Genomic DNA, 14,928 nt, shown 5'->3' with positions numbered 1-14,928 from the left:
ACTTTTAAGGCTAATATACTTACTATTTACAGGCTGTAGTCATTGGAAAACAAAAAAGAGAATGCCAAATTGACACTCTCTTTTCTTAAATCTAAAATCAAAATTTTAATATTCCCAAAGATTATGTTCCATCTCCATCAATTTATATTCCAATTGTTGAGATTGAATCAAACCTTGTTTTGAACCTCCGTAAATCGTATCTAAATCATCATCTTTCGAGTTACCTTTCTTAGTCAAACGAGCGTGAAACAAACGCAAATCAAAAGCATCAGCCATATTTTTGTGTTGTGCTTCATTTTGTTCGTTATACCAAACACAATTTGGATTACTACGGAACAATTTATCTAAATCTTTATATCTGAAAGACCCAACGTTCTTATCAAAGCCTGCCGTTGTCATATTTGCAGGAATGATTATCGTAATTGACTGAATGTCGTAATACAAACGTGAACGTTGCTTATCAAAAATAGCATCTTCACGAATCTCTAAAACTGATAGTTGCTTGGCGTAATATAAATTATTCACATCAGTTGAAGTAGGTACTGGATTATTGAACCCATCATTCTTAGCTGGAGTTGTTCCGCCAGTGGCAGGCGTTTTTGGTTTTGGATCCCCCCAACCATCATCCGCACCAGCAGTAGTTCCTCCTGCAGATTCAGTACCAAATCCTGCGGCTTTTTCAGCATCAGATAAAGCATTATCATTACCTATATTTTCCATTACCAAATTCTTTATAAAATCTTCTTTGGTAATTTTAGTTTTCAAGGAATCATTTTTATATGGTTGCAAAACACCGCTTTGCACCCATTCCATGAGATATTTTGTAATTTCATTACCTTTTGAAAAGAAAGGCTGATTTTGCTTTTCGTTCAAATCCATCCGTCTCCACAAACGTTGCTTCCACATAATGTTCGATTCGTCGATCGGACGAACTGAATCTGGATTCTTACCTTTATTGTCTTTTTCCTGGGCTGAAACCCACGTGCAAGTCGTCATTGACAAAAGAGCGATACCTGCAATTTTACTAAGATTTTTCATACAATTATGGAATGACAAGTTTTACAATTAATTGATTTTCAAAGATTTGTAAACTTATATTTTCATATTTTGGATAACGAAAAGCGTGAAAAAATATTTTAATTCAACGGAATATTTTTAACAATCGTAATTGGCGTTGTCTCAACTGTTCCACGGAAATTTTGTCTTTGAAAAGAACGTACTTCAATGTAATAACGGTCACCTGCTTGGGCATTTTGAGATAATGAACCAATACTTCCTCCACCTTGAAGTGTTACCTCACCTACTCTTTTACTACCTCTTACTAAAGAGACTGAAACTTCTCCAGAACGGTATTTAGCATCATCTGGATTAGTTGCTTTGAATGATTCTTCTGCAAGAACACGAGCTTCAATAGTTCTTAAACCTGCCGCACTCGCACCACGTTTTTCGTCTAATTCTCCACCATTACCAAATATTTTGATTTCTGGTTTTGGAATTCTACGAACTCTGAATTTCTCAACACCTAATAAAATACCTCCGTTATTAATGTTCAATTCAACCGAAGTACCACTTGGCACAACCGTAATTTTTCCAGGACCTCCACCAGCAAGTACTTCACCACCATTGGCTGTAATGTTTGGTTGCCACAAAGCACCTAAACCTGGGCTTACGATACTTAATTTGTTTGCACAAGCTAAGTATAAAGGCGGTAAACTTCCTGATTCGATGTTATAAGTTGGCTTTAATACAAAATATTCTTGATCAACATTTCTGGTTTCAGCACCGTTTGGTCCGTTAAAAGAGATCGTTGCCGTATATGTTTTTCTTGAAAGTCCACGACCGTCATATTGACCACCTTGGGCTTTAAACTTAATTTGACCTTTCCCATCTTTCACTGGAACCGATGAACCATTGAAGCTCATTCTTGGGGTAATTCCAGAAGAATAAGCGGCAATAAACATCTCAGCTTCATAGTCCATTCCTGCAACAACGGTATTTGATTTTGCCGATACCATGGCCAAAATTTTATCAAACTTAATGTCTTGAAGACCAATTTTACGGGCTAATTCTCCTAAAATAGTACTTTCATGACGACGAACTTCTGATTGTTTCTGACTCAAAGTTGCCAAAGCTGCTGGCACTGGAGTTTCTGCAAAATTTAACTCCGCAAAATCTTTGTTCTTATTATTTGCATCTTTTGAAATTGCTGGGTCTTCACTTCCTGATAATGCCAAAGGTTCAATTTTCATGCCTTTATCAGCATATTTTGAAATTTTATCTACATAGGTATCTAATTGAGTCTTTAAATTGTAGGCCAAGCCTTGTTTTTTACTGCCAATCATGAGTTCATACACTTGTTCAGTCTCTTTCATGCCGACTAAAGCACCCGTTTCTTTATCATAACCACCCGTTTTATCAATAATTAGACTTTTCAAATTATCCATTTCGCCTACCATTTCATCAGCCAATTTATGTACTTCTTGTGCTTGTGTAATGTACTGAGCATCATTTGCTTGATTTGAAGAACGTTTTAATAATTCCTTCATTCCTTGAATCGTGGCCATATTCTTTTGAACCGACGAAGTATTTGCCGTCTCTAAACTATTGTTCAATAATACAAATTTTTGTAAGAGGGCGTCGCTCACCTGCAAAGCAAGTAGGGCTGTTAGCACCAAATACATCATCCCAATCATCTTCTGACGGGGCGTTTCTTTCATTCCTGCCATGTTATTATGTGCTTATAGGATTTTGGTTTTAGTTTAAGTTTTATTTTAAGGGGATAGGCTTAGGATTTAAGGGTTAGTGAAAATCACTAAATCCTAAAACCTTCAACCTACTACCTAATTACCCTTTCATTGCCGTCAACATACTTCCATAAACATTGTTTAATGAAGTCAAGTTGGTAGTCAATTTAGATAATTCTTGCTTAAACTGTTGAGTATCCTTACTGGCATCAGCCATATTTTCCATTGCAGTAGTCAAATTACCATAAAAAGAATTCATCGCTTTCAAATGCTTGTTGGTATCTTGTAACTCTAATTCATAAACCGCATTCAAAGCGCCCATATTTTGAGTAACTTTTTGGAATTGAACACGATATTCTTTTGCATCTTGCGAAGCATTTGCCATTTCACTCATTGCATTCATCGTTACTCCATAAGATTTATTCATCTCAATCATTGATCCCGATGCAGTTCTCACATTTTTCGCATATTCGCTTGTAGCAACCGTTGCATCAGTAATATCGCCAATTTTAGAAACAGTATCGGTCAAAGACTTCATTCCTTTTCCTAAATTATCAAAAATGTCTGGCGTAACTTTCGCATTTGCCAACATCTCATCCATTTTAGCAGTCAAACCAGTTCCAGAGGTTGAAGCAGTACTTCTTTTTGGTAACTCTCCCGTAAAATCTTTTGATAATTCAGGATAAACTCTTTCCCAATTATAGTCTGTACTTGATTTCATCGTTAAATATAGAACTCCGTACATAATAAAAATACCTACTTCTGTAAGCATACCAAGCATCAACCATTCGTTTGCGTTATTCCAATGAAGGATTTTCGCTAATGCTCCAAAAATTACTACTGCGGCTGCAAAACTTGCAATGACGTTTACGATTTTTTCCATTGTGATTAAAAGATAGTTTTGTTTTAAGACTAATACCTGGTTATTGAATTATAAATTGTGAGTTAGGAATTACTTTCTTTCCATATCTCAAAACTAAGCGAGGGAACTTTGTCGTATATCACGATTGAATTCCCTCGCTTGTGTTATTGTTTAATTAGTTTATTTTCATAAAACTAAATGTAATCAAATGATATTGGTTGAATTATGATAATTAAGTGATTGTTACAAACTTTTCACTAAAAACTAATCTCTAAATCCTACCCCCCTACTTAAATTCTTTTCCTGACGAACGACCTAAATGGTTCATGGAACAACGGAATCCGATGTATGAACGTTTTTTATTTTCGTATTCATAAGAACGAGTACCTGTTTCTAAATAATATGCAACGTCTTTCCATGAACCTCCACGAATAACTTTACGTGGTTCGTCTTTATCATCGTTCATCGTATTCAAATCCCAAGTGATCGCCACTGAATTGTCTGCGTAAGCATCTAATGTCCATTCAGCTACATTTCCCGCCATGTTATACAAACCATAATCGTTTGGATTAAACATATTGGCTGGTGCTGTATAAGCATATCCGTCAGCATCATAATTTCCTCTATGTGGTTTAAAATTGGCTAATAAACACCCTTTTCCATTTGCTACGTAAGGATTTCCCCAAGGATATTTAGCCGATGCTTTTCCTCCTCTTGCTGCCCACTCCCATTCTGCTTCTGATGGCAAACGGAATCTTGGTGAAATATATTGACCTTCTGAAGTACGATAATCATTGTACGCTTTGGTTCTCCATTCGCAGAAATATCTTGCGGCAATCCAACTCACTCCTACTACTGGATACATATCAAATGCTGGACTTGAAAAATAATATTCCGTCATTGGGTCGCCATTATGATAAGTAAAATCTTTACTCCAAACCGCTGTATCAGGATAATATTCGGCAATAATTTTTTCTTCTCCAATTACAGAAATTGAATCTTTCATCATTACATCCGTAAACTGACGATATTCGTTATTTGTAATTTCGGTATCATCCATGTAAAACTGAGCAACAGTTACACGCTTGTTGAAACTCACTGACGACGCAGTTACGTCTTCATCGGCTTGTCCCATCATGTATGAACCAGATGGAATCAGTACCATTCCAAGGGGAGTGGTTTGTTTCCAACCTTTACGAGCAGTTGCAGCGATTTCACCGTTCTGCATACCAATATCCTCTTTTTTGTTGCTTTTGCCTGATTTCTTACCACCACGAGCCTGTTCTGCACCTGGCCTACGTCCGCCAGATTTTTTATTACTTGTGTTTGCTGTGGGCTTACTTGACTTTTTACCTCCGCCAGAGCAACCTTCCAAGAACAACACAGGAATTACTACTAATAATAGCAAAAATGATTTCCTGAAAATTCCACTGTGATTCATAGTGTTATAAACTTTTTTGAATGATACCTAAGAAACTATTTAGGTAGTGATATTTCAAATGTGATTGTATTATATTTTAAATAACTGAGAAAAAGTTCCTTTATTTCGCAATCTAATCTGATTCTAAATTTGTTAAATCTTCTTAAAAACGTGAGGACTTATCTATTTAGTATGTGAACAGAATAACAAAGATAAATATTTTTTTGTGTTGTCTGTCAATGATTTACTGTTTTTCGCAATAAACCTTAATGTCTAAATCTTGGGGTACGCACAGGAGTTTTCTTTCCTGCAAAGAGCCTTGGGGCGGGAATGGCATAACTTATCAGAATTTCGTGCGATAATGGGGCTTTGGCGGTTGCTCCTACGGTGGTTAAGTCTAAGGAATATCCTAACCGCAATGCGTCGTTTTTCAACATCGAAACCCCAGCAATAATAATGCCAGCATCATTTAAACGATATGAACCGCCAAGCCAATATTTATCGGCATAGGTAAAAATTACGCCTCCTTCCATAACATTCGTATTAAAATCCGTTTTCAATAATGCCATTGGGCTTACTTTGATGTTATCGTTTAAGTAGTAGTCATAACTTGCCGTTAAGTTTAGCACTTGTTTAATCGAGTATGCCCCCGTTTTATCAGGTCCAAAACTATAAACTGGTGAATTTACATGGTTAAGACTTGCTCCTATTTGGTAATTGGCGGCTTTGTAAATAGCACCTACCGAAAAATCTGCTTTAGTTTGATTCACACTGCCTGTGAGTGCATCCACTATGGGATCACCTGTTTCACGGGGACGAAATTTTGAATCAAAAGATTTAGTATGAAAACCGCCTTTCGCACCAATTGAAATCACCGCACCATTTGACAAACCAATTTGATAAGAATACGACAAAAGCATATTTTGATACCCCGCACCAGAAGGTGTTTTATCATTAACAAATTGTATGCCGATTCCGCTGTGTAAACCGTTTAAAGGCATTGAAGCCGTAAAAATCTGTGTCCCCAATGCACCATTTCCATCGAAAGTAGTCTGATAATCAGACCATTGGTTACGATAATGTAATTGAAATCTTGTTACACCATCCAAGCCAGCGGCCGCAGGGTTAATATACAAGGGGTTAAACATATATTGACTCAATTGAGCGTCTTGTTGGGCAAAAGTTGTAGCGCTTAAAAAAGTAAATATCGTTAAAAATATATAAAGTAATTTCTTTTGCATAATGTTTCAGAAAACGAAATAATGAAAGTCATAAATAAGTTCAATTCAAAAATAGTAAAGAATTCTAATATACACTAAGATTATAGCTTGGATAATTTTAACGTAAATTATTAACTTTTTGTTGTAGGGATTTTTATAAATTAAATGAAGCCGTTTATTGTATTTTAAGTGTGGCAGCTTCAGTGATTAAATTAAGGATTTTTCAAAATAAATTCCAACAAAAAAATCCTGCAAAACATCATCGTTTTACAGGATTTTTTATCATTTCCGCACGCTATCAAAAACCATTAGCTTTTTTGATATATAATTCTAAAGCGCCCGTCATGGAAGGGGCATTTGGCAGCGGTGCTTGAATATCAAGAATCAAATCAGCCTCGGTAACTGCTTTGGCAGTTGTGGGTCCAAAGGCTGCAATTCGTGTTTTGTTTTGCTTAAAATCTGGAAAGTTGTGTATCAAGGATGTAATTCCTGATGGACTAAAAAATGCCAGAATATCATACGTTACTTCTTCTAAATCAGACAAATCAGATGAAATGGTTTCGTACATTACGGCTTCGGCCAAATGCAAATCATTTGTTCCCATAAAACCTGGAATGTCGTTTGTACGCTTATCAGAACAAGGAAACAAGAACTTTTCGGTTTTATGTTTCTTGATTAATTCCAATAACTCAGCTGCTGTTTTTGTACCTGTAAAGATTTTTCGCTTACGGATAACAATATATTTTTGCAAATAATTGGAAGTCTGTTCGGTTATGCAAAAATACTTCATGTCCGCAGGCATTTCAATACGAGCTTCTTTACAGATTCTAAAAAAATGATCTATGGCATTACGACTGGTAAAAATAATAGCCGTATGGTCAAGAACGTTAATTTTTTGTTTACGAAATTCTTTGTACGGTACTCCTTGAATCTCAATGAATGGGCGGAAATCAACCTTAATATCGTATTTTCGGGCCAACTCAAAATAGGGTGACTTTTCGTCGGTTGGGCGGCTTTGCGTAACTAAAATACTTGTTACTTTGGTTAATCTGTCTGGATGTGCGGTTAATGCGATTTCGCTCATACTCAATGCAGTTAAACTGGGATTATAATTGTGGGGCAAATCTTCATTGAGTGAATTGTTTTGGTTTACATCTTTACTCAATAAAATAATTCGTTAAATTATTCAAAAATTATAGGGCAAAACGAATGCCTACGATTAAAGGGATTAATTCAACGATGCAAAGGTACGAAAATAAATATAAATTTTTTAGTGTCGTCATCTTATTTATCGTAAAGTACAATAATGCCAATCTTGCGATAAAGAACAAAGAAATAGGAATAGATAAGTATTTCTCTGCATTCTTCACTATTTCTGGAATAGAAACCGTACTAAATGTCAGAATAATTAGGATAACCAAAAAGAATAAACTTGAGGCTTGAATAATTTTAAAATAGTGAATATTGGTAATATTATCAAGGCGATAAAGATTCGATAATATCCGCAAAGCAAAATATTTTAATACTAAAGCTGTAAAAATAATAGTGGATATTTCCAAAAAGTTGAGCATCAGAGTTCCTAACGTTTCGCCTTCACTCAGAATATTATTGGCTGAAAAAAGATCATTTTTTTCGTGATTAATCAACATAAAAATGTAGCCTAAAGTCAGACTCAAGCTCATTACAAATAAAATATTCCCTAAGTCAAAAGGTTTGTTAACAACGAAAGAATTGTCTCTTTTGGTGATCGTTAATAAATCTCGGGGGCTGAAGAATCGTTCAAAAGATTTAGGTTGAAAATTATACAGAAAGGCATAAAAACAAACCAAAAGAATCAAACCGACCACAAAGAAATTTTGAAATGGGGAAATATCTCTTGGTAAAATCGTCAATAATGATTCGTTCATCTCAATGGCTTTTTGAGCCTTCGAGATTTTATTACCAATTTGCACTGAAATATCCTCGACATTAGTATTGGTGCCATAAATGGTAAGAAACAATTTTGCCTTTCCGAATACATTTTGCAAACTATCAACATCCAATACGACCAAAGTTGAAATGGGAAGTTTTTTCTGCAAGGAAGCATCAACAAAGAGATAATTTTCCTTTTCTGAACGGTAAAGAATTTTATAGCCTTTATAATTTTCTACGTCAAAAAATAGGCTGAATGAATTGTAGTCCTTGTGTTGCTCCCGTACATAAGGGACATAAGCTTTATATTGCTCATCAAAAACCTGCCAATCATCTTGATAATCGTGCACAATATAAAAGGAATTATCAGGACTTAATCCGCCTTTTGCGATTGCTTGAGTTGGCAGTAAAAAGTAGGTAGTTATTAGTAGGCAGTAGGCAGTGGGAAGATGAAAAGTAGTATATTTTTGTTTGAAAATATTACTAACGCAATTCATAAAATACGTCAAAATAGAAAATCCACGAGATTTGGTGAATCCATTTAAGTTCTTGCAATTAATATGAAGCGTTATAATATTCACTGATTGGCTTGTTTGATGCAAAATTACAAAAAATAGGTCAATATACGATATAAAGCTATTCAAGTCTTTCAGACTTAACAAAAAAGGAAGGCTTCGTTCAAAACGAAGCCTTCCTTAGAAAATTTATAAATAAAATCTTATAATCCTAAAGCTTTCAACATCGTTTCGCCAATATCAGCTGGCGAGTGAACTACGTGAATTCCACAGGCTTCCATGATGGCCATTTTTGCGGCAGCAGTATCGTCTGCACCACCAATGATTGCTCCAGCATGACCCATTCTACGACCTTTTGGTGCAGTTTGTCCAGCGATAAAACCAACAACTGGTTTACGATTTCCATCTGCTTTAATCCAATTGGCAGCTTCTGCTTCCATGCCTCCACCGATTTCACCAATCATTACGATTCCTTCGGTTTCTGGGTCATTCATCAATAATTCAACGGCTTCTTTAGTAGTTGTTCCAATAATTGGGTCACCACCGATTCCAATGGCAGTTGTTTGTCCTAAACCTGCTTTCGTCAATTGATCAACGGCTTCGTAAGTCAAAGTTCCTGATTTTGAAACGATTCCAATTTTTCCTTTCGTGAAAATGAAACCTGGCATAATACCAACTTTACATTCTCCCGCAGTCATTACGCCTGGACAATTGGGTCCGATTAAGGTTGTATCTTTATCTTTAATGTACTGTTTCACTTGAATCATATCCTTCGTTGGGATACCTTCCGTAATACAAATAATTACTTTGATACCTGCATCTGCAGATTCCATAATGGCATCAGCAGCAAATGCTGGTGGAACAAAAATAATTGAAGTATTAGCTCCTGCCTTCTCAACTGCCTCAATAACGGTGTTAAAAACGGGACGGTCAAGATGAGTTGAACCGCCTTTGCCTGGCGTTACACCTCCGACAACATTGGTGCCATACTCCATCATTTGTTGGGCATGAAAAGAACCTTCAGTCCCCGTAAAGCCTTGTACGATTACTTTTGAGTTTTTGTTTACAAGTACACTCATTTCTTTGGTATGAATTGTTATTTAATGAAAATCAAAAAACTATCTCTGGCGCTTGCCAAAAATTTTGTGTAAAGGTATAGTCTGAAAAGCAAAGGACAAAAGAGAATCAAAACAAAACTTGGTAATCAACATATTTATCGTGGCTTTGACTGTATATTTATTCTCATCGAACCCATAAAATCATTTCGCTATATTTTACTCAATATTTTACTCCAAAACAATCTTTCCATCACGGTCGATATTCGTTCTTTTATCAAAATGAAAATCATAAAAACCTGCATCACCGCTTTGAGCATCAACTTTCACGGAACTTCTGCCCATTTCCAAGCCTTGATTATCATAGACTTTTGCCGATACTTTGCCCTTAAATCTTTTCGAGAAAATCAGGTAAATACTTAAAAGATTATCCGTTCCTTCTTTATCATTTTTTAGTGAAACTTTACCATTGGTGATTCCTTTGGAAGATAAAGATTCGGTGTAAGAAACATTGATAGCACGTGCTTTTTTCACACCCGTTTCAATGCCTTTCACCATATCGCCCGCTGTTTCACCAATTTTTTCGGTTGAATTACTCAATCTATCGCAAGAAGAGAAGATTATAGATAGCACTAATGTACTGATTGTGAATACTTTGTTCATTTTTTTGTAATTATGGATTGGTGGGTCAAATTTAAGAAAAAAATATTCAAATATTAAGGGTATCATTTAAAGTCGAATGTGGTCAATAAATTAAAGACCTCTCCGCAATCAGAACTATATTTTCAAGATTTAGGTTAAATAATTAGTCTTTATCAGCGCATTTTTAGACTATTCGACCATTTCAAGCGCTTATGCTCTTCACTTTTGAAATCGTCTGACGAATCCTAACACAAAAATCTGTTCATATATTTAAAACAGAATCACAAAATTAACCATCATGAAAGTACTCTTACGTTATCTTAAACAATACAAGCTTACCGTTTTCGGAGCATTGGGGTTGGCGGCCATCAATCAGATTTTCTCCCTGCTCGACCCTTTTATTTTTCGTAAAATAATTGACGATGTCGCAACCGTTTATCGTTCGGACACGCACACTGCTCACGATTTCTGGATGGCAATTCTTCCCCTTTCCGCCGCTTCAATTGGCGTTGCTTTTGTCAGTCGGGTTGCCAAGAATTTTCAGGATTATTACATCAATACGGTTACGCAACGAGTGGGCGCTCAAATCTACGCAGATGGCATTGGTCACTCCTTAGAATTGCCCTACGAAACTTTTGAAGACCAACGGTCGGGTGAGACCTTGGGAATTCTACAAAAAGTGAGAACGGACGTTGAGAAACTCATTTTGGTGGGTATTAATATCCTCTTTCAATCGGGAATTGCCTTGATTTTTATTTCGGTTTATGCTTTTACGGTTCATTGGTCGATTTTGCCTTTGTTTTTGGCAACAGGCCCTTTGATTGCTTGGATTAGCTCGGTTTTGAGTAAAAAAATCAAGACTATTCAAACCCAAATTGTGAAGCAATCTACGGGTTTGGCGGGTTCTACGACCGAATCTTTACGAAATATTGAATTAGTAAAATCATTGGGTTTGGCAAAACAAGAAATCGCTCAATTGAATTCTACGACCCAAAAAATCTTAAAATTAGAACTTCAAAAAGTAAAATATGTACGTTCCATGTCGTTTGTGCAAGGTACGTGTGTGAATTTTTTGAGAGCCATGTTAACCTTGGTTTTGATTTATTTGATTTATGAAAATAAAATCACTTTTGGTGAATTTTATTCCTTAAATATCTACTCATTCTTCTTGTTTGGCCCTCTTCAAGAAATTGGAAATGTGGTGAATACTTACCGTGAAGCAGAAGTTTCTCTCCAAAATTTTGACAAGATTTTCCAGATTCCTATCGAAGTGAAACCCGAAAATCCTTATCCTGTTATTACCATTGATTCCCTTGAATTTCAAGGCGTTAAATTTAAACATCAATCTGCCAATAAAGACGCATTGAAGAATATCACTTTCAAGGCAGAACGGGGCGAAACCATTGCTTTTGTGGGACCATCGGGTTCTGGAAAATCTACTTTGGTGAAATTATTGGTGGGATTATACCGCCCGAAAGAAGGAAAAATATTATACAACGGACACAATTTTGATGAAATAGATTTCGACCAATTGCGTGAAAGAATTGGTTTTGTTACCCAAGATACGCAGTTATTTTCGGGTACAATTCGGGAAAATTTATTGTTCGTAAATCCAACCGCTACGGATGAACAATGTTTGGATGTACTGAGAAAATCCGCTTGTCATACCCTTTTAGACCGTGCTGAAAATGGTTTAGATACCGTCATTGGTGAAGGTGGCGTAAAGGTATCAGGAGGAGAGAAACAGCGTTTGAGCATAGCCAGAGCATTATTACGCAATCCAAATCTCTTAGTTTTTGACGAAGCAACGTCTTCTTTAGATTCTTTGACGGAAGAAGAAATTTCAGAAACCATCAGAGACGTATCCGTAGGCACAACGCACCTAACTATCGTAATTGCCCACCGTCTCAGCACCATCATGCACGCCACGAAGATTTTTGTCTTAGAAAAAGGCAGAATCGTAGAAAACGGCTCGCACGAAGAACTCTTAGAAAACAAAGGCTTGTACTATGCCATGTGGAGACAACAGGTTGGGGAGAAGGATTTATTGGAGGTGGAGTAAAAATAAAAATTGCGACACAGTTGCCAAACCGATTTCGCCTCGATTATAATAAATCGAGGCGAAATTGACTTAAATTAATCTACTGAAAATTGGATTTAGCCATTTCTTTTTGAATAAAAAATTCTTGTAACTTTAACCTTTCAGACTTCTCTTTTAATAACTCTTTTTTAAGTTTAGCTATTTCATCCTCACCTGTGATGATATAATCAGAACTATATGTTTCAGGAAATGCCATTTTCATTTTAACATGCACTTCTCCTCCTACATTTTCATTTTTTCGCTTAGGGTTTTTATAATTGTTGAAAACACTTTCTGTTAACCCCGTTTTTTTTGCTACAGTTAGGAACACCTCCATTTGCTACTACAAATTCCATTAATCTTTTTATCGCATCTGTCATAGTTATTTCTCGTTTTCATTTAAAATTCTTTTGTTTGTTAAAATCTTTTGTATAAAATTTACGAATAATATGGTTGAAAACAACTGCTTGATAACAAATGTAAATAAAAGAAGAATATTCTGCCTCTGCCTCCGTGGATTGTGTCTCACCAGACATCGTGCGGAAGCAACTAACCAATTTAAAAAATATTCATAATTAATCAAACACTTGTGTTACTTGCGCACTACGTCTTGTGGGACACCAGCCACAGGACAAAAAAAAATCGTAATTTCATATTTCTAATTCTTTAAACAAATACACATTTATGGAAGAAATTAATGAAGATTCTGCAAGAGAGGAAAAAGAAGATGTAACAAGTGAAATTTCTCAGGGGAAATCTGGAAATATTGCGGTATCAATGAAAAAGACATGGCGAGATTATGTTTTTGAATTCATTCTTCCTTTTTTAGCCGTTATGGCTGCTTTTCTGCTGAATACCGAACGTGAAGATTATGTGGAACATAATTTAGAAAAACAGTACATTCAATCAATCATCAATGACCTTAGAGACGATGCCAAATTGATTGACGAACAAACTACTTTTCATAAAATGCGCATTGGCCAAATGGATTCGCTGATGGGAATGTTGGAATATCCAGCTTCAATTAAAGATTTTGATAAACTATATTATTGGGACAAATTAGCCACTCGCAACGTTACTTTTGCCCATAACGGAGGCACTTTTGAACAAATGAAAAATTCGGCATCGTTCAGACTTATTCGCAATCAGGATGCGGCACATGGCATCATTAATTACTACCAAAAAATCAAAACAATTAATTTGGTAGAAGAACGTGAAAAGTCTGACCAAGATAGTTATAAACGCATTGCCGTACAGATTTTTGACCCTTTCGCTGATAAACATTTTGGGTGGAAAGTAAAAAATAAGCCTAATAAAAATATTAGCTTAACCTTTTCAAATGATAAATTTTTACTTCGGCAGTTGGCGGGTTATATTCAATATTTGAACACTTCAAGAAGCCGTTTGATTTTCTTAAAACAAGACTTAAAAAAGACAGGTGATGGATTAATTGTGACATTGAAGAAAAATTATAAATTAAATGAGGTTTAAATGTCCCTGTTTCCGTGGCTGGTGTCCCATCAGACATGGTGCATAAGCAACTCGATAATTGAAAAAAAACGAGTCGATTTTGGGAATAATCATTACTACAATAGTCTATGGAGAAACGGCAGGATTTCTGTCATTGTGAGACACGAAGCAATCTGTTCGCTTACGAGAAGAAAATGTCAAACTATTTCGCATCAATCCAACAGATTGCTTTGTTCCTCGCAATGACAGAGCTTTAATTTTATACGCTCGAAGATAAGCACAAATCCCAACCAATTTCAATCCGTCCCCTGAACAAAATCCCGATAAATTGTTCCAAAATTTAGGTTAATTCCAAACGTATAATATAATCCGCTATATTGATTTTGGAAAAGTGATTTCCCCAGAATTTCTCGATTTCCTGCTTGTAAATGTACACCAAACCACCGTGTTAATTTTACCGTTGTGGAGATACCTGCTTGCAAGGGGAAAACATTGCCAGAGGTAAGTCTCAACAGTTTTCCATCGGCATCATAAATACCAACAGAGCCTTCGCCAATGCCAATTTCAATGGGAATATCTATCTTGAAAATATTACCGTTATAAATTGTGCGGGTGTAACCCAAACTTGCAAACCAAAGCGAAACCTCTCCACTTACTTGTTGTGGCGGCGCTGTGGGAGCTGCCTGTTTTTGATTTTGGGTTCTGAATTTCTGTTTGGATGAATCCGTAAGCGTGTAATAACCGATAGAAAATAAGTGTTTATTCTTGAAACGAAGTCCCGCATACGCTCCATAAATGGTGATTGGTGAGTTTTTTACGAATGTTTGTCGGAAATCGGCATTGATAACGAAATTGGGTTTTTGCTTAATTAACTTTCTTTCTGACAGTTGTAGTGAGTCGATTTGCCCAAAAATCAAATTGGTTGTCAGTAAAAATAAAATAAAGCTTAGTTTTGGGAAATAAAATGTCATGCTGTCTATTTTTATAAAAGTATCATTGAAATTAAGAC

General features: G+C 35.9%; 13 protein-coding genes. 2 read left to right on the top strand and 11 right to left on the bottom strand.

The window, feature by feature from the left end; genetic code table 11:
* Positions 1-105: 105 nt before the first annotated feature.
* The 9 genes from porN to AC1W31_RS00425 all read right to left on the bottom strand — a co-directional run bounded on the left by porN (position 106) and on the right by AC1W31_RS00425 (position 10,390).
* A complete protein-coding gene (gene porN / locus AC1W31_RS00465; RefSeq protein WP_481732420.1) occupies positions 106-1,038 on the bottom strand; it encodes a type IX secretion system ring subunit PorN/GldN in 933 nt (310 codons plus the stop codon).
* 98 nt (positions 1,039-1,136) lie between these two features.
* On the bottom strand, positions 1,137-2,726 hold the full coding sequence (gene porM, locus AC1W31_RS00460; protein WP_481732419.1) for a type IX secretion system motor protein PorM/GldM: 1,590 nt from the start codon (positions 2,724-2,726) through the stop codon (positions 1,137-1,139).
* 118 nt (positions 2,727-2,844) lie between these two features.
* Complete coding sequence (gene porL / locus AC1W31_RS00455; protein WP_481732418.1) at positions 2,845-3,627, bottom strand: type IX secretion system motor protein PorL/GldL; 783 nt, start codon at positions 3,625-3,627, stop codon at positions 2,845-2,847.
* Between the two features lie 265 nt (positions 3,628-3,892).
* Positions 3,893-5,047, bottom strand: a complete 1,155-nt coding sequence (gene porK / locus AC1W31_RS00450; protein ID WP_481732417.1) for a T9SS ring complex lipoprotein PorK/GldK — start codon at positions 5,045-5,047, stop codon at positions 3,893-3,895.
* Between the two features lie 245 nt (positions 5,048-5,292).
* On the bottom strand, positions 5,293-6,267 hold the full coding sequence (locus AC1W31_RS00445; protein WP_481732416.1) for a PorP/SprF family type IX secretion system membrane protein: 975 nt from the start codon (positions 6,265-6,267) through the stop codon (positions 5,293-5,295).
* A gap of 277 nt (positions 6,268-6,544) precedes the next feature.
* Positions 6,545-7,330, bottom strand: a complete 786-nt coding sequence (locus AC1W31_RS00440) for a uroporphyrinogen-III synthase (RefSeq protein WP_481732415.1) — start codon at positions 7,328-7,330, stop codon at positions 6,545-6,547.
* Between the two features lie 109 nt (positions 7,331-7,439).
* Entirely contained in the window at positions 7,440-8,738 is a 1,299-nt protein-coding gene (locus AC1W31_RS00435; protein WP_481732414.1) for a DUF4271 domain-containing protein, read from the bottom strand.
* Between the two features lie 137 nt (positions 8,739-8,875).
* Positions 8,876-9,751, bottom strand: a complete 876-nt coding sequence (gene sucD, locus AC1W31_RS00430; protein ID WP_481732413.1) for a succinate--CoA ligase subunit alpha — start codon at positions 9,749-9,751, stop codon at positions 8,876-8,878.
* 207 nt (positions 9,752-9,958) lie between these two features.
* Positions 9,959-10,390, bottom strand: coding sequence for a hypothetical protein (locus AC1W31_RS00425; RefSeq protein ID WP_481732412.1), 432 nt, complete (start codon positions 10,388-10,390; stop codon positions 9,959-9,961).
* A gap of 277 nt (positions 10,391-10,667) precedes the next feature.
* On the opposite strand from AC1W31_RS00425, the gene AC1W31_RS00420 reads away from it, so the two are divergent.
* Positions 10,668-12,431 carry an ABC transporter ATP-binding protein gene (locus AC1W31_RS00420; RefSeq protein WP_481732411.1) on the top strand — a complete coding sequence of 588 codons (1,764 nt, stop codon included), beginning with the start codon at positions 10,668-10,670 and terminating at the stop codon, positions 12,429-12,431.
* A gap of 79 nt (positions 12,432-12,510) precedes the next feature.
* Here the strand turns inward: AC1W31_RS00420 and AC1W31_RS00415 are convergent, their stop codons facing one another.
* Complete coding sequence (locus AC1W31_RS00415) at positions 12,511-12,786, bottom strand: hypothetical protein (protein WP_481732410.1); 276 nt, start codon at positions 12,784-12,786, stop codon at positions 12,511-12,513.
* Between the two features lie 347 nt (positions 12,787-13,133).
* On the opposite strand from AC1W31_RS00415, the gene AC1W31_RS00410 reads away from it, so the two are divergent.
* The gene (locus tag AC1W31_RS00410; RefSeq protein WP_481732409.1) at positions 13,134-13,940 is read left to right on the top strand and encodes a hypothetical protein; all 807 of its coding nucleotides are present in this window, start codon (positions 13,134-13,136) and stop codon (positions 13,938-13,940) included.
* A 275-nt stretch (positions 13,941-14,215) separates the two neighbouring features.
* Here the strand turns inward: AC1W31_RS00410 and AC1W31_RS00405 are convergent, their stop codons facing one another.
* The gene (locus tag AC1W31_RS00405; protein WP_481732408.1) at positions 14,216-14,890 is read right to left on the bottom strand and encodes a hypothetical protein; all 675 of its coding nucleotides are present in this window, start codon (positions 14,888-14,890) and stop codon (positions 14,216-14,218) included.
* Positions 14,891-14,928 lie beyond the last annotated feature (38 nt).

Source organism: Arcicella sp. (genome assembly GCF_964672035.1).
The sequence above is the reverse complement of the archived record's forward strand: the minus strand, read 5'-3'. Positions and strand labels throughout refer to the sequence as shown.